The 16230-nt window shown below is 60.4% G+C and carries 14 protein-coding genes and 1 pseudogene; 10 read left to right on the top strand and 5 right to left on the bottom strand.

The window, feature by feature from the left end; genetic code table 11:
- Positions 1–68 precede the first annotated feature (68 nt).
- From GIR22_RS02075 to metC, 8 genes are read left to right on the top strand one after another with little or no spacing between them, the layout of a single operon-like run.
- Positions 69–911 (top strand): transporter substrate-binding domain-containing protein, encoded by an 843-nt coding sequence (locus tag GIR22_RS02075; RefSeq protein ID WP_154741688.1) that lies wholly within the window; start codon positions 69–71, stop codon positions 909–911.
- Positions 908–2332 carry an FAD-binding oxidoreductase gene (locus tag GIR22_RS02070; RefSeq protein WP_154741687.1) on the top strand — a complete coding sequence of 475 codons (1425 nt, stop codon included), beginning with the start codon at positions 908–910 and terminating at the stop codon, positions 2330–2332. Before GIR22_RS02075 ends, GIR22_RS02070 begins: the two co-directional genes overlap by 4 nt.
- Positions 2329–3540, top strand: a complete 1212-nt coding sequence (locus tag GIR22_RS02065; RefSeq protein ID WP_154741686.1) for an aminotransferase class I/II-fold pyridoxal phosphate-dependent enzyme — start codon at positions 2329–2331, stop codon at positions 3538–3540. The genes GIR22_RS02070 and GIR22_RS02065 overlap by 4 nt, the downstream gene beginning before the upstream one ends.
- A complete protein-coding gene (locus tag GIR22_RS02060) occupies positions 3537–4271 on the top strand; it encodes an amino acid ABC transporter permease (protein WP_154741685.1) in 735 nt (244 codons plus the stop codon). Before GIR22_RS02065 ends, GIR22_RS02060 begins: the two co-directional genes overlap by 4 nt.
- Positions 4261–5049 (top strand): amino acid ABC transporter permease, encoded by a 789-nt coding sequence (locus GIR22_RS02055; protein WP_154741684.1) that lies wholly within the window; start codon positions 4261–4263, stop codon positions 5047–5049. Before GIR22_RS02060 ends, GIR22_RS02055 begins: the two co-directional genes overlap by 11 nt.
- Positions 5036–5872, top strand: coding sequence for an amino acid ABC transporter ATP-binding protein (locus GIR22_RS02050; protein ID WP_154741683.1), 837 nt, complete (start codon positions 5036–5038; stop codon positions 5870–5872). The genes GIR22_RS02055 and GIR22_RS02050 overlap by 14 nt, the downstream gene beginning before the upstream one ends.
- A gap of 17 nt (positions 5873–5889) precedes the next feature.
- Positions 5890–6486 carry a cysteine dioxygenase family protein gene (locus GIR22_RS02045; RefSeq protein WP_154741682.1) on the top strand — a complete coding sequence of 199 codons (597 nt, stop codon included), beginning with the start codon at positions 5890–5892 and terminating at the stop codon, positions 6484–6486.
- Positions 6486–9248: a cystathionine beta-lyase gene (metC, locus tag GIR22_RS02040; protein WP_178122054.1), complete on the top strand. Its 2763-nt coding sequence runs from the start codon at positions 6486–6488 to the stop codon at positions 9246–9248. Before GIR22_RS02045 ends, metC begins: the two co-directional genes overlap by 1 nt.
- Positions 9249–9303: 55 nt before the next feature.
- Here metC and GIR22_RS02035 read toward each other — a convergent pair whose 3' ends face one another.
- The 5 genes and pseudogenes from GIR22_RS02035 to GIR22_RS02015 all read right to left on the bottom strand — a co-directional run bounded on the left by GIR22_RS02035 (position 9304) and on the right by GIR22_RS02015 (position 14107).
- Positions 9304–10290 (bottom strand): aliphatic sulfonate ABC transporter substrate-binding protein, encoded by a 987-nt coding sequence (locus GIR22_RS02035; protein WP_154741680.1) that lies wholly within the window; start codon positions 10288–10290, stop codon positions 9304–9306.
- A 202-nt stretch (positions 10291–10492) separates the two neighbouring features.
- Positions 10493–10859, bottom strand: a pseudogene (locus GIR22_RS02030) (LLM class flavin-dependent oxidoreductase); the annotation flags it as partial.
- 4 nt (positions 10860–10863) lie between these two features.
- Positions 10864–11823, bottom strand: a complete 960-nt coding sequence (locus GIR22_RS02025) for an ABC transporter substrate-binding protein (protein ID WP_154741679.1) — start codon at positions 11821–11823, stop codon at positions 10864–10866.
- 95 nt (positions 11824–11918) lie between these two features.
- Positions 11919–13502, bottom strand: a complete 1584-nt coding sequence (locus GIR22_RS02020) for a rhodanese homology domain-containing protein (RefSeq protein ID WP_154741678.1) — start codon at positions 13500–13502, stop codon at positions 11919–11921.
- On the bottom strand, positions 13499–14107 hold the full coding sequence (locus GIR22_RS02015) for a cysteine dioxygenase family protein (protein ID WP_154741677.1): 609 nt from the start codon (positions 14105–14107) through the stop codon (positions 13499–13501). Before GIR22_RS02015 ends, GIR22_RS02020 begins: the two co-directional genes overlap by 4 nt.
- Before the next feature lie 240 nt (positions 14108–14347).
- On the opposite strand from GIR22_RS02015, the gene GIR22_RS02010 reads away from it, so the two are divergent.
- The gene (locus GIR22_RS02010; RefSeq protein WP_178122041.1) at positions 14348–15253 is read left to right on the top strand and encodes a LysR family transcriptional regulator; all 906 of its coding nucleotides are present in this window, start codon (positions 14348–14350) and stop codon (positions 15251–15253) included.
- 126 nt (positions 15254–15379) lie between these two features.
- A complete protein-coding gene (locus GIR22_RS02005; RefSeq protein ID WP_154741675.1) occupies positions 15380–16174 on the top strand; it encodes a class II aldolase/adducin family protein in 795 nt (264 codons plus the stop codon).
- Positions 16175–16230 lie beyond the last annotated feature (56 nt).

Below are 16230 nucleotides of genomic sequence, written 5' to 3'. Positions count from 1 at the left end.
GCCAGGTACCCCCTCAACGTTTTCAAGAGACCGTCGTTTTGCACGACGGTCGTTCAAGGTAGTCGTGCATGAAGCGTTATTTTTCCGCTGCAACCCTATGCCTTGCCTGGTGTGCTGCATTGGGGGCGAGCCTCGCCCAGGCCGATGCCACGCTGGACAAGATCGAGCAACGCCACGCCATCAGCGTCGGGGTGATTCTCAGTGGCCCGCCGTTCGGCACCATCGACCCCAAGACCGGCGAGCACCTGGGCTATAACGTCGAACTGGCCAAAAGCGTTGCCAAGGCGCTGGGCGTCGAAGCCAAGACCGTTTCGGTCCTGGCTCCAAACCGAGTGCAGTTCCTGCAGCAGGGCAAGGTCGATATCCTCATCGCCAACATGCAGTTCACCGAAGAACGCGGCGAGATTCTTGACTACGTGCCCACGCCCTATGAAGAAGTCGGTGGCGCCGCGTTGATTCGCAAAGGTGCGGGCATCACTCAATGGCGCGACCTCAAGGGCAAGCCGGTGTGTGTGTCCCAGGGCAGCAACTTCATCAAGCCGCTGCAGGAAACCTACGGCGCGCAGATCAAGGCTTTCCGCAGCCAGTCCGAATCGCTGTTGTCGCTGCGCGGCAATGGCTGTGTGGCGGCGGTACATGTCAGCCCGACCATGCATGCATTGTTGAGCGAACCCGAGTGGGCCGAGTATGAAATCCCGCTGCCGGGTGACCTGATCCCGTCAAACTCGGTGATTTGGCTGCGTAAAGGCGAGCACGATACCCAGGCGAAACTGGATGCCATTGTGCGCGACTGGCACCGTAGCGGCTGGCTGATCGAATTGGGCGAGCGCACAGGTATGACGCCGTCCCAGGCGTTGCGTGACCTGCATGAGCAATACCGCAACACGCCACCGCTGGCATCGCAACCATGAGTCGGCGGATATTTCTTGCCTTGCAGCAACTGCTCGGCCCCAGTCATGTGCAGAACAGCGAAGAAGCTGCACCCTACCTGACCGACAAGCAGGGTCGTTACGTCGGCCAGGTTATTGCCGCAGTGCATCCAGCGAACACCGAGGAAGTCGCGGCAGTGGTTCGCATGTGCGTGGCCACTGATACGCCGGTGGTGGTGCAGGGCGGCAACACCGGCCTGATGGGCGGCGCCACCCCGGATGCCAGCGGCCGGGCAGTATTGCTGTTACTTGATCGGATGAATCGAGTGCGCACGGTGGACATTGATAACGACACCCTGACCGTCGAGGCGGGCTGCATTCTGCAAACTGTCCAGGACGTTGCCCGTGACGCCGGCCGGCTGTTTCCCCTGAGCCTGGGAGCCGAAGGCAGTTGCACCATCGGCGGCAATCTGGGCACCAATGCTGGTGGCACCGCCGTGTTGCGTTATGGCAATACCCGCGAGCTGACCCTGGGGTTGGAAGTGGTCACCGCCGAGGGTGAGATTTGGAATGGCCTGCGTGGATTGCGCAAAGACAACACCGGCTATGATCTGCGTGACCTGTTCATCGGTAGCGAAGGCACACTCGGAATTATCACCGCCGCGACCCTGAAACTCTTTCCATTGCCGAAGGCACGGGCTACGGCCCTGTTGGCTTTCGATTCTTTGGCCCAGGCGGTGCAATTGCTGTCCCATGTCCGCGCCGGTTTCGGTGCCAGCCTCACTGCATTCGAACTGCTCAGTGCTGATTGTCTATCGCTGCTGCGCGAGCAATTCCCGCAAGGTCCGCAACCTTTTCTCGGCGCCGGGCAGCCTTGGTTTGCACTGTTGGAGCTGTCCGACAACCACAGCGAAAGCCATGCCCGTCAAACGTTTGAAGAGGTGTTGGGTGAGGCCTTCGAGCGCGAATTGCTGGCCAATGCGTGGATCGCCGAAAGCCTGGTCCAGAGCGAAGCCCTATGGCTGTTGCGGGAGAATATGAGCGAGGCGCAGAAACGCGCAGGTCGTAACATGAAGCACGACATCTCAGTACCGACTTCCCAGGTCGTGGCGTTTGTCGCTCATACCGATGCGTTGTTGCAGGCACATTTCCCCGGTGTCCGTCATTTCACGTTCGGCCATTTGGGCGACGGCAACCTGCACTACAACGTCGCTCATCCACTGGGCTCGACGGTCGAGGCGCATATGGCTGACTACGCCGCGCTCAGCTTACTGGTGCATGATAGTGCCCATGCCCATGGCGGCTCCATCAGTGCCGAACATGGCATCGGCCAGCGCAAACGGGACATATTGGAGCGCTACAAAAGCCCGGTGGAACTGGACCTCATGCGCCGCATCAAGCAGGCACTGGACCCCAAGAACCTGCTCAACCCGGGCAAAGTCCTGGAGGTGCTTGCGTCATGACGCTTCGCCTGTCCAAGCGCGTGCAGCGCGTCTCGCTGTCGGCCAATGCCGCTGCCAAATCCCAAGCCACGGCGTTGCGTGATGCCGGTCGCGACATCCTCGACCTGACCACCGGCGAGCCGGATTTCGATACCCCTGAACACATCAAGCGGGCCGCTTATACCGCGATCGCCAGTGGTGCCACCAAGTACACCCCGACGCCTGGCGTAAAAGCCTTGCGTGTCGCTGTGCAACGCAAACTCCAGGAGGAAAACAGTCTGGACTATCCGCTGCAATCGATCGTGATTGCCAACGGGGCAAAACAGATCATCTTCAATGCCTTTGCCGCGACCCTCGACGACGGCGATGAGGTGCTGCTGCCGACGCCGTACTGGCCGACCTTCCCGGACAGCGTGCGCTTCAATGGCGGTGCGCCGGTGTTTATCGAGTGCACACTGGCGCAGGGCTGCAAGCTTCGCGCAGAACAGCTGCAGCAACACATTGGCGAACGCACGCGCTGGCTGATCCTCAACGGCCCCGGCAACCCCAGTGGCGCAGTTTACAGCGAGGCTGAACTGCAAGCCTTGGCCGAGGTGCTGCGTCGCCATCCACAGGTGCTGATTCTGCTGGATGAGCTCTACGAACATATCCGCTTTGACGGTCATCCGGCCCAGAACCTGCTCAACGTCGCGCCGGACTTGCAGCCGCGCTGCCTGCTGGTGGGCGGGGTGTCCAAGACTTACGCCATGACTGGCTGGCGCATCGGTTTTGGTGCCGGGCCGCAAGTGCTGACCAACGCCATGGCAGTCGTGCAATCGCAATCCACGTCGGGAGCTTCTTCAGTCGGGCAGGCTGCTGCGTTGGCAGCCTTCGAGGGCGGGCTGGATTTCTTGCGGCCGCAGGTCGAGGCTTACCAGCAACGCCGGGATTTACTGGTGAGTGCCTTGCGCAAAGTGGACGGTCTTGACGTGCTCGAACCTCAAGGTGGCTTCTTCGTGTTTGCCCGCTGCGCCGGGTTGCTGGGACGTTATCGCCCGGACGGCGTGTGCCTGAACAACGATGCCGAGGTTGTGGCGTATTTACTGGAGGAGGGCGTGGCGGGTGTGGCGGGCAGCGCTTATGGCTTGTCGCCGTGGTTTCGCCTGTCCATCGCCACGGCAACCGACAGCGTTGTTGAAGCCGGGCGTCGCATCGCCCACGCCTGCGCGCAATTGCGGGGCGAACCATGAACCATTGGCTGGAGCTTTTCGTTCACTGGGCTGCCGGGTTTGGCCTGAACTACGGCTTTGTGCTGGACAGCTACCAACGAGGAACCCTGGAGCAGGGTGCGCTGACCACGGTGCTGCTCTGTCTGTTCACCATTGCTGGAAGCCTGCTGGCCGGTGTTGGATTGGCGGCGATGCTGACCTCTGGCAAAGCCTGGCTGGCAACACCGGCAAGGATATTCGTTGAGGTCACCCGCAATACGCCGACGCTGGTGCAGTTGTATTGCGCCTTCCTGGTACTGAACATGCTACTGACCCAGGCGGTCGGCGCGGCCAATCCGCTTACACCGTTCGCCTGGGTGGTGATCGTGATCTCGTTGCACAAGGGTGCGTTCCATGCCGAAGCCTTGCGTGCCGGTATCGAGGCGGTACCAAGCGTGACGCTGGAGGCGGCCAGTTCGCTGGCGTTCAGCAGTCGTCAGTTGCTGTGGAATGTGCAGTTGCCGCTGGCCCTGCGTTTTGCCTTGCCGTCGCTGATCAACAACCTGATCGACTTGGTGAAGATGACCGCCGTGGCCTCGGCTATTGCCGTGGGAGACATCACTTATGCGGCGATTATGATCTGGACCCAAAGCGACAACGTGCTGGAGTTGATGATTCTGATCCTGAGTTTTTTCGGCCTACTGAGTTTTATCGTTAATTGCGTGGGGCGCTACCTTGAAGCGCGCCTGAGGATGCCCGGCTATGGCCATTGAATCGGCCGTGAGCGCGCCGCTGGCCTGGCCGCGGCGGCATGTCGGCAAGCTATTGCTGTTGGCCGGCGCCGTGCTCTATCTGGTGTATTTCGCCCCATACAGCCCAGTGTCCAAGGCCTTGCTGCAATGGTCGCCGGCCCTGGCCGTGGGCTTTGGCCAGAACATTTTGATCAGTCTTGTCGCCATCGGCCTGGGATCGTTGCTGGGGCTGTTGGTGGGTGCTTTGGCGTTATCACCCCTGCGGCTGCTGCGATTGCCGGCGTGGATCTGGGTGCAGGTTTTCCGTAATGCGCCGTGGCTGGTGCTGATTTATTTCACTACCTACGTGTTCCCGTTCGAGATCCACATCGCCGGCACCTATGTCTCGTTCCCGGACTGGGTCAAGGTCACCATCGGCCTGGCGTTGCCGGCAAGTGCCAATGTCGCGGAAATCTTCCGTGGCGCCATTGCCTCGATCCCCAGTACGCAGTGGGAAGCTGCACGTTCCCTGGCCTTCACCCGCGGGCAGATTTTCCGTTCGATCATCCTGCCGCAGTGCTTCAAACGCATGTTGCCGCCGTGGATGAACCTCTATGCGGTGATCACCATGGGCACCGCGCTGGCATCACTGGTGGGCGTGCATGACGTGATCGACACCGCGCAAATCGCCAGCAATACCGTGAACATGACCGGCTTCACCGTGGTGATTTATCTCAGCTTGCTGGTGCTGTTCTTTGCCTACTGCTACCCGATCTCCCGACTTACCCAACGCCTGGAGCGACGTTATGCCTTCTACTGAGACTGTCGCCGAGCCCTTGGTCAGCCTGCGCGACCTGCACCTGTCGTTTGGCAATAATTCGGTGCTCAAAGGTATCGACCTAGACGTCCATCGCGGCCAGGCTGTGTCGATCATCGGCCCGTCCGGCTCCGGCAAGTCGACGATCCTGCGCTGCATCACCGGCCTGTTGCAGCCCCAGCGCGGCAGCATCCGCGTTGGCACCACCGAGGTGCACACCCTGGCCCAGGAAGCCCAGCGCATCGAGTTGCGCAAGCGTGTGGGCTTTGTGTTCCAGCAGTACAACTTGTTCCCGCACTTGTCGGTGCTGGAAAACCTGGTGATTGCCCCGCGCAAGGTGCTGGGCCGCAACCGGATCGAGGCCGAGAAAGATGCCCGGGCCTTGTTGGCCAAGGTGCGTATGGAGCACAAGGCCGATGCCTATCCGGGACAATTGTCCGGCGGCCAGCAACAGCGGGTGGCGATTGCCCGTGCACTGGCTATGCGTCCGGAATTGATTCTGTTCGATGAGGTGACCTCGGCTCTTGATCCGGAAACCGTCGGCGAGGTGCTGACGGTAATTCGCGAGTTGACCGAGGAAGGCATGACTTGCGTGCTGGTCACCCACGAAATGCGTTTCGCAGAAGAAATCAGCGACATTGTCTACTTCACTGAACACGGCGTGATCGTCGAGCACGGCAGCGCCACGCAAATCTTTCAGCACCCCACCAGCGAACGCACCCAGGAGTTTTTGCGGCATGCCCTGGGTGATCCGGGCCGTCGGCCGCCCATCGCCAATGATCCGTATCTGTTGAGCAACCTGAGTCGCTACAGCTTGTCCGTCTAATACCGAGGAGCCTGTTCATGAGTACCGTTAACCGTGCCGATGTCATCGAGGATTTCCTGAAGAAAATCCGCGTCATTCATCAGCGGGGCGTCGACCGCGCCGCGCTGGTGGAAATCGTTTCCTTGCTTGAAGCCTTGGCCGAGCGCCGCGATCTGTTTAATTTCGAGGCGTTCCCTGCACCGGTACCGGGGCAGGGCAGCACCGCGTTTCGCTACCGTCTCAATGACGATGGCGACACCCCGACGCTGTACCTGAACTCGCTGTTGCCGGGCAAAAGCACCCTCCCTCACAACCATGAAACCTGGGCGATCATCAGTGCCGTCGAAGGCCAGGAAATCAACTACGTCTACCGGCGTGATGACGAAGGTCGCGAGCCCGGCTTCACCACGTTGCACCTGGAAAAGGAAGTGATTGTGCAGCCCGGCACTTCCATCTCGTTTCTCGGCGAAGACCTACATGGCATTCTGGTCGAGGGCGAGCAACCGACACTGCACTTGCACCTTTACGGTTTGCCGCTGGAGTCCCTCAACGGCCGTTACGGTATCGAGGTCGACGGGCGCATTCTCAATTACAACGCCTCGCAAATGGCGCCGTCGATCAAGGCCTACGCATGATCGACCAGACCGTAACGCCAGGACAACTGCGGCAATGGCTGTTCGATGGGCAGGAAATTGCCCTGTTTGACGTGCGTGAGCATGGCCAATACGGCGAAGCGCACCTGTTTTTCGGGGTGAACCTGCCCTATAGCCGCCTGGAGCTGGAGGTTCGGCGTCTGGCGCCGAACCCTCAGGTGCGGCTGGTGATCTATGACCAGGACGGTGGCGACGTCGCGGCGCGTTCCGCTCAGCGCCTGCACTCGCTGGGCTACAGCCGTGTGCATGTACTTGACGGCGGCGCCGAGGGTTGGCAAGCCGCCGGGTTCCAACTGTTTGCCGGTGTGCATGTGCCTTCCAAGGCCTTCGGCGAGTTAGTGGAAGAGGCCAGCCATACGCCCCATGTCACGGCGCAGCAATTGGCCGAATGGCAAACCCGGGGCGAGCCGCTGGTGGTACTCGACGGTCGGCCGTTCGATGAATACCGCAAGATGACTATTCCTGGGTCGGTCTGCTGCCCGAATGGCGAACTGGGCTATCGCGTGCATGATCTGGTGCCGGACGAGCGCATGCCGATCGTGGTCAATTGCGCCGGTCGAACGCGTAGCATTATCGGCGCCCAAACGTTGATCAACCTGGGCTTGAAGAACCCGATCTACGCCTTGGAGAACGGAACTCAGGGCTGGTATCTGGAGGATTTTCAGTTAGAACATGGCAGCACTCGACGTTACGCCGATGAGGTGACATCCAGCACTCTGCCCGCGCAGCGTCTGGCCGCTGCACAACTGGCGCAGCGAGCCGGAGTGAAAACCGTCGAGGCCGCTCAGGTCGAGCAGTGGGCCAGGGATGCCGGGCGCAGCGTGTTCCTGTGTGACGTGCGCACCGCCGAAGAATTTGCCGCCGGCAGCCTGCCGGGCGCGCAACATACGCCGGGCGGGCAGTTGATTCAATCTACCGATCTGTATGTCGGTGTGCGCCAGGCGCGGGTGGTGTTGGTCGACAGTGATGGCGTGCGCGCACCGATCGTTGCCAGTTGGCTTCGGCAGTTGGGCCACGAAGCCTATGTGCTGGCGGGTGGGGTGAACAGTGATCTGGCGTTGCCCGCACTTGCAGTCGTTGCTCGCCAGACTTTGCCGTTGATTACGGCACAGGCATTGGCCGATGCGCTGAAGGATGACGCGGTCGCACTGATTGATCTGCGTCCGAGCATGGTCTATCGCAAAGGCCATATCGTCGGCGCGCGTTGGTCGATCCGTTCATTGCTCGCCAGTGAGGTGGCCGGTGACCGGCGGCCGCTGGTGTTGCTGGCTGATGATCCGCTGCTGGCTGCTTTTGCAGCACTGGAATTGCCCGAAGCTCAGCGCGCACAAGTCCGCTTGCTGGACGGCGGGCTTGACGCCTGGCGCGCAACAGGCCTTGGGATTCAGGAGGTTGGTAACACACTGCCTGATGATCGGTGTATCGACTTCCTGTTTTTCACCCATGATCGCCACTCCGGCAACAAGGACGCGGCGCGTCAGTACCTGGCCTGGGAAATCGGCTTGCTGGCGCAGATGAGCGAAGACGAAATTGCCAGTCTCAAGCCGCTGCAGGCAAAACCTCAAGCGGCTCGGCATGCGCGGGTCAACACCCGTCTGGTTCATTCGGCGCGTACCGCAAAGGGCCGCGGCGCTCGGCCGGTCAATGTGCCGGTCAGCCGGTTAAGCACGGTGCTGTTCGACAACCTGGCGCAAATGCGCGATGCGCGTTCCCGTCGCGACAGCGAACGGGTCTTGAGCTATGGCGCTCGGGGCAATCCGACGGCCTTCGCCCTGGAAGACCTGGTCAGCGAGTTGGAGGGCGGTTATCGCAGCCGTTTGTTCTGCACCGGGCTGGCGGCGGTGGCGCAGACTTTCCTGGCTTACCTGCGCCCCGGCGATCATGTGTTGATCACCGATGCTGTGTACTCACCCGTACGGCGCCTGGCGGAGGAATTTCTTCAACCCTTCGGTATTCAGGTCAGCTACTTCAGCCCGGATGGCCGCGACCTGGAAGCGCAACTGCAAGCCAACACCAAAATGGTCTACACCGAAGTGCCAGGCTCCCTGTTGTATGAGCTGAGTGACTTGCCGGCCATCGCGGCGCTATGCAAACCCCGTGGCATCTTGCTGGCGGTGGATAACACCTGGGGCTCGGGTTATCTGTATCGGCCGCTGGCCCTGGGGGCGGACATTTCGATCATGGCCCTGACCAAGTACCTGTGCGGCCACAGTGACGTGGTAATGGGCAGCGTCTGCACACGGGAAGAGGTCTGGCCGGCGCTGGCAGCCATGAGCGATACCTTTGGCAGCACCGTCAGCCCCGACGATGCCTATTTAGTGCTGCGTGGCGCGCGAACCCTGGCGCCGCGCTTGGCGGTGCACGAGCGGCAGGCCCTGGAAATCGCCCATTGGCTGCAAGCTCAACCGCAGGTCAAGCAGGTCTTCCACCCGGGCTTGCCCGACCACCCTGGCCACGCCCTGTGGCAGCGGGATTTCAACGGCAGCAACGGTTTGCTCTCGTTCGAATTGCGCGACGCAGACGTCACGTACGTCGAACGATTCATCGATGCGCTCCAGTTGTTTGGCCTGGGCGCTTCCTGGGGCGGCTACGAAAGCCTGGTGACTGTCGCCGATACCAAGGATCGCAACAGCGCCGCAGACCGGGGATTGAACCCGGTGCTGCGGTTGCATATCGGACTTGAGGATGTCGAGGCGTTGATTGAGGATTTGACGCGCGGGTTTGCTGGCGCAATGCAAATCTAAGGTCAATGGGGCGATTCAGGTCCAGGAAGCCAACTCTTTAGCGCACCAAGCCTGCTTAACGCAGGCCCGGCTTCCATATCTCGACGTCCTGGGCATCTACCGCCTTGGGCAACAAACCAGCGGCGAAAAAGGCATCGGCAATTTTCTGTTGTTCACCCAACTGATCGGCAGTTACCGGCTGTACCTGATAACTGCGATGGGCGTTGGCCGCCTCGACCGTTTCCACATCGAGGTTGCCCCACAGCGGGCCGAGCACTTGAGCCGCATCACGGGGGTGGCTTTTAACCCAGGCCCCGGCTTCACGCAGTTGCTGGTAAACCAGTTGGATGACTTCAGGGTGCGCCTGGGCGTAGCGGGTGCTGGTCAGGTAATAACGCTTGTAGCTGGCCAAGCCATTGCCGTCGGCCAGGGTACGCGTCGGTAGTTGACGCTGTACGCCGCTGAGGAAGGGTTCCCAGGTGACCCAGGCATCGACTTTCTGATTCTCGAAGGCTGCCCGGCCATCGGCGGGTGACAGGTACGCAGGTTGGATATCAGAAAACTTCAGGCCGGCCTTGTTCAGGGCCGCGATCAACAAATAGTGGGCGCCAGCCGCTTTGGTCACGGCCACTTTCTTACCTTTCAAATCTGCCAGTTGCTGCAACGATGAGTGTTTGTGCACGACGATTGCCTGGGCCGAAGGCGAGGGTGCCTCCTGGGCAAAGTACGTCAGTTTGGCCTGGGCGGCCTGGGCAAAAATCGGCACGGTATCCGCCACGTCAGCACTGACATCGACATTGCCTACATTCAGCGCCTCCAGCAGTGGTAAGCCGCTGGGGAACTCATGCCAGCTCACGTCAATGTTCGCCTCGGCGAGTGCCTTGTCCAGCGTGCCTTGGGTTTTCAGCAGGGTGATCAAGGTCGATGACTTCTGATAACCGATACGCAGCGTTTCCCGGGCCTGGGCGGGCAGGGTGATGCAAGCCAAGACCAGGGTAACGACCAGGCCGGCCAGGATAGGACGACGGAATATCGCCCCTGGGTTCTTGATGAGTTTTGACATGGCATGCTCGATATGAAGTGAAGAGTGGATCAACGTCTGTCAATCCTATTGTTCTAAAAACAAATATATAAATATCTTTTAGTTATCGATTTGAGCGGCTTTACTGGCGTCAGAACGGGTAGTGCAGGCGGGTGTAATTGCCGAACGCCTCGTTTGGCATCGTCAGGCCTTCGCCAATGCCACAGCCTCGCGGGTCGCTGCAGCCGGCACGCCCTTCGCTGATATGGTCAAGCGACGCGAATTGGCGCGCCACTTGGTAGGGTTGTGTAGCTGACGGTCACGGTGGCCACCAGGCCGATGTTCGACGTCAGCGCAGCCAGGGCCGAGAGAATGGTTAACGGCTCGAAGCGGTTGAGGTAGTGCGGGCTGGATTTTTCATGGATGTGCAGGCTGTCGGCGATGAACACGAAATCGAACTTTGCCCTTTCGGCCAGTTGCGTCTGCTGTTTGTAGAAACCGAAATGGGTGCTGGCATTGGGTTGTGCCTGCGGATGGCGCCATTCGCCCCAGCCATGGCCGACCCCATGGACCATTGCTCCGAGCTTGAGTTGGCGTTTTTGTTTGCTCATGGTTCTACTCCTTTAACGCAGCCTGGATAAGTGAGGCCCGTTGGGTGTTGAAGCTCTTGTCAAAGCCTTGGGAGACGTCGATGTGTCGGGTCAGCAAGCCTTCTTCCAGGTAGATGTCGGCGGTGGCCTGCAGGCCGCTGACGACCGTGTCGTTAATCACCACCGGCTGCATGTGGGTCGCGTTGGCCACGGCCACATGCACCGCCAGGGGCAGGCCGGTGATCCTGGCCTGGGCCGCGGCGTACTCGTTGGGGTGCTCGTTGCTCCAGCGATAGGCCCGGTCGACCCGGGCGATAAAGTCGTTCAGTTGCTGGCGTTTGTCGGCGATGGCCTGGCTGGTGGCGGCAAGGTAAAGGTGATTGCTCAGCAGGCTGCTGCCGCTGGCCAGGACCCTGGCCTGGCTCTGAGCGGTGACGACAGTGGTGAAGGGATCCCAGGTGGACCAGGCGTCTGCGGTGCCGTTATCCAGCACCAGCCTGGATTCACTGGGTAGCAGGAAGATGAATTGCACATCCTGGGTGCCCAGGCCGGCGCTGCGCAGGGCCTTGATGGCCAGGTAGTGTCCGATCGAGCCGCGGGTGGTGACGATGTGCTTGCCCTTGAGGTCTGCAACCGCCTTGATGGGTGAGTCCTTGGGCACAAGAATGGCGGTGGTATTACGCCCTTCGGCGTGAATGATGCTGACCACCTTGAGCGACGCACCGGCGCCCAGGGCGAACACATAGGGTGCATCGCCCAAGGCACCGATATCCACGGCGCCGGCATTCAGCGCTTCACCCAGGGGTGCGGCGGCGGGGAATTCGGAAAATTGGATCTCATAGGGTACATCCTTGAGTTCGCCGGAGACTTCCAGCAGCGCCTTGAGGGTGGATTTCTGATTGGCCACCCGCAACGGTTGCAGGTCAGCGGCGTGTGCCGTGCCAAAGGCCAGGGTGATTAACAGGAGGGGCAGGGTGAGGCGCATCGTGTGGCTCCAGGCTGAGTGTTGCGTTCAGTCGCCTCCGCCTGGAGAAGGGGTCGGCTGATGTAGGAAAGACTGGGCATCCGGCCTTTTCGCATTTAGATGATGAAGAAGCCATGGGTGCCGTCCCGGGCCAACTGGTCCACCAGTCCGTATTCCCAGTCCAGATAGGCCTGCATGGCTTCGCGAGGGCTATCGTTGCCTTCATAAGGCCGGCGATAACGGTCGATGCGCGGTAAGGCCAGGCGGGTTTCACCCTCCTCAAGCGGCAGTTGCGCGGCGATCCAGGCTGCAGTGCCGCTGCGTAGTAAAAACGCCGTTTTGCCGGTCAGGGTTTCGACCTCGGCAACCGCCAGTCGGGCCAACTGGCTGCTGCCGCACGTCAGCACATAACGTTGGGCGGCTGGCACCTTCGCAAGGGCCTCAGGCAACTGAGCGCGCAGCACCCACCAGGCGCCCGGGATGTGGCGTTTGACGTAGTTGGCGCTGCTGGTGAAATCCAGTACCGCAGTGTCGCCTTGGGACAGCCAGTCGGCGAGGGTCTCGGGGCTGATTTCCTCGGCCTGTTGCGGCTCGGGAACCGGCGCCTTCCAGGGGCCTTGCTCACTGAAGTGCGCAGGCTGCAGGTCATCCAGTACGTACACTTCCCAGCCCAGTTGTGCGAGCCAGGAAGCCGACATGTTGGCGCGCACGCCGTCGTTGTCGGCCAGCACCAGGCGCGCGCCGCGCACGCTGGCGTAGTGGTCGGTTTCTTGCACCAGTTGTCCACCCGGTGTCGAGCGGGCTGTGGGCAGGTGGCCGGCCTCGAATTCTTCGGGGGTGCGTACGTCGAACAGATAAGTGCTGCGTGCCGGCTCCTGCTGCCAACGGTGCAGGTCAGCCAGGTTCGCACGGCCCACCAGGGCTTTATCGGCAACGCGGCGGGCATCGCGAGTGGCGATTTGTTGATGTTCTTCACGGGTGGGGGCGAATCGGCGTGACTGGCCATGCTCCAGCTTCTGACCGGCCAGGGTCCAGCCGATGGTGCCGTTGCGCAGGGCTGAGACCGGGTTGGCGATGCCGGCATTGATCAGCGACTGGGTGCCGATGATGCTGCGGGTACGCCCTGCGCAGTTGACGATGATGCGGGTGGCCGGGTCCGGCGCCAGCTCCCGGGCTCGCAGCACCAACTCGGCCCCCGGTACGCTGATGCCGGTGGGAATGCTCATTGTCTGATATTCATCGAAGCGTCGGGCATCGAGCACCACCACATCGGCCTCGCTGTCGAGCAACGCCTGAACCTCTTCCGCCGCCAGGGAGGGCGTGTGGCGCTGGCTTTCCACCAGTTCACCAAAGGCCTTGCTTGGTACATTGACGTCGATGAACAACTCGCCACCGGCGCTACGCCAACCGTCCAATCCCCCCTCAAGCACGCTGACACGGGTGTAGCCAAGTGCTTGCAAGCGTTGTACAGCGATGGCCACGAGGCCTTCTCCGTTGTCATAAACCGTGACTGGGGTATCGCGGCGTGGAATGCGCGAGTACACCTCAAGCTCGAGCTTGGACAACGGGATGTTGGCCGCGAATAACGGGTGCGCTTCGGCGAAGGGTGCTTCTTCGCGCACATCCACCAGCGCCAGTTCTTCACGGTTCAGCAGGGCCTGGCGAATCTCGGCGTAGGAGCGGGCAGGTGCAGTACTCATAGGGCTTGGCTCTCTTTGGACAAATCCCAGATATTGGGGAGAAAGGCGTTGGAATAACCCGAAATGAACAGTTTTTCGCTGCCGTCGGGCTGATACACCGCACGGCGTACGGCACCGATGTTGGCGCCATAGACATGGATGCTGACCGAGACCTGATCATCAAAGGCGTTACTGACTTGATGGATGTCGCCGATCTTGGGAGACACCGCCTCGACCTGACCTGGCGCCAGCTTTACTCGCGGGCCCTCAGGCACCAGGTTGCCGGCGGGATGGCGGGCGAACCCCTGGGAGTACTCTGCGCCACGCAGCATGCCGATCAAGCCCCAGACCCGATGGTCATGGATGGGCGTGCGTTGCCCCGGACCCCAGACAAAACTGACGATGCTGAAGCGCTGCCGTGAATCGGCATGCAGCAAAAATTGTTGATAGCGTTCTGGATCCGGCTGGGCAAAGTCGTCGGGCAGCCAGTCATCATGGCTGACCAGTTGAGCGAGCAGCCTGGCGCCGCGATGCAAGAGATCCCCCTCGCTGGGGTTGCCGTCGATCAACTCCGCCAGGGCGTCTATGAATGCTCTGAGTCTCTGCGGGTGTCGGGCCTGGGTCATGGCGACTCCATCATCGTGGTGAAAGGTGGACGTCATGAGTTAAGCATAATGATGTTGATTAATATGCTATTTTTTAATGATTAGGTTATAGCTGAAAGGAATTTAGAACCCTTGTGAATAGCGTTAGATGTTATCGATAGATAGGCCGGACTATCCAGATATGCGCAATGGCACTATTCTTTTTCCAGCAGCGTTATGCTTTCCAAACATCTTATCGACTGTTCTCTATGTGCGGGCCAAATGAAAATTGATGATATCGACGCCTTTGTCGAAGTGGTTCGTTGCCAGTCCATCAGCCATGCAGCCGAGTCACTGCAGCTGACCCAGCCCGCCATTACCCGGCGCGTGCAGAACTTTGAGCAGGCCCTGGGCGTGGAGCTCTTCGACCGCAATACCAAACCGCTCAAGCCCACCCTGATTGGCAATCGGGTGTATGAGCAGTGTCGTTTGATCCTGCGGGAAATGGATGCCTTGCGCGAACTGGTCGCCACGGATGCACCGCCCACCGGGCTACTGCGCCTGGGCGTTGCGCAAACCATCGGTGACGTGGTGTTGCTGGATGCCCTCAAGCATCTGCGGGTCGAGTACCCCGAACTGCGTGCTCAAGTGGCGACGGGTTGGGGCAGTCAGTTGGTCGGCAAGATCGAGCGTGGCGAGCTGGATGCAGCGGCGGCGCTGTTTCCGGCGGGCAAGATCTTCCCGGACAACATCCTCGGCGAGTCAATTGGCAAGATGGAACTGGTCGTGGTGTGCGCCAGGACGCAGTTGCCCAAACGCCCCTGCAAACTCGCTGACGTTTACCAGAATGGCTGGATTCTTAATCCCGACGGCTGCGGCTTCCGCGCCGGATTGCAACGCACCCTGTCGGACCAGGGCCTGGCCATGCAGGTCAACCTGGAAACCTTTGGTACCGAGTTGCAGCTGGGTCTGGTGGCTGATGGACTGGGCCTTGGCCTGGTGCCGCGTTCGTTGTTGGAGCGCAGTGCTCATTTCGATCAGTTGGCGGCCATCCCCCTCAAGGACTTCAAGCCGGTGATGGACTTGTGGCTGATCTACCCGCGCTTTCTCGGCAACCTGCAAGGGCCGGTAGACGTCTTCGGCAAACGGGTCGCCGGATCACTGCAGAAGGTCAAGAGTGCGGCATGATCAATTCGGGGGAGGAGTATCATAAAAAATAATAATAATTAGCTTAGATTAAAATGTGATTTTTATTATTTTTGGCCTTCCCCTAGGCTTGCTGGAATCCTTGCAGGCCATCCAGGAAGTTTTGCCATGAGCAGCGTCAGCCCTTTATCCAGCGTCTCAAAAAATGTTCACCAGCGCGTCACCCCTGAAGAGTGGGAGGTACGTGTGAAGCTGGCTGCGGCCTATCGGTTGGCAGCGCTGTTCAAGTGGACTGACCACATCTATACGCACTTTTCTGCGCGCGTGCCGGGTCCTGACGAGCACTTCCTGATCAACGCCTTCGGGTTGTTGTTCGACGAAATCACCGCCTCCAACCTGGTCAAGGTCGACATCGACGGCACCCTCGTCGACGACCCGACGGGGCTTGGCATCAACTACGCCGGTTATGTGATCCACAGCGCCATTCACGGCGCCCGTCCGGACCTGCAAGCAGTGCTGCATACCCATACCCGTGACGGCATCGCCGTGTCTGCCCAACGCAACGGCCTGTTGCCGATTTCACAGCATTCCATCGGTTTTTCCGGGCGGGTGGCTTATCACGGTTACGAAGGCATTGCCCTGGACCTCAATGAGCGCGAACGGCTGGTAGCTGATCTGGGGGACAAGAGCGTCTTGATCCTGCGCAACCACGGTCTGCTGACCGCAGGCATCAGCGTTGAGCACGCGTTCCAGCAACTGCAGGGGCTGGAGCGCGCCTGCAACATTCAGATCGCGGCGCAGGCCGGTGGCAATGCCGAACTGATCTTCCCGCCGGCCGAGGTGGTGGCCAAGGTCGAGAAACAGGCCGAGACGCTCAAAAGTGGCGATGGGTCGGGGGTTGCGCGGCATTGGAATGCGCTGATCCGGCAGTTGGAAAGGACAGATACGGCTTATAAGGAGTAGTTGAAGAGCAAGATCAAAGGATCGTAGCTGCAGGCTGCGATCCTTTGAAACATGAG

Origin of the sequence: Pseudomonas karstica (assembly GCF_009707515.1) — a bacterium.
Taxonomy (GTDB): Bacteria; Pseudomonadota; Gammaproteobacteria; order Pseudomonadales; family Pseudomonadaceae; genus Aquipseudomonas; species Aquipseudomonas karstica.
Note: the sequence above shows the minus strand (reverse complement) of the source record. Positions and strands in the feature narration are given on the sequence as shown.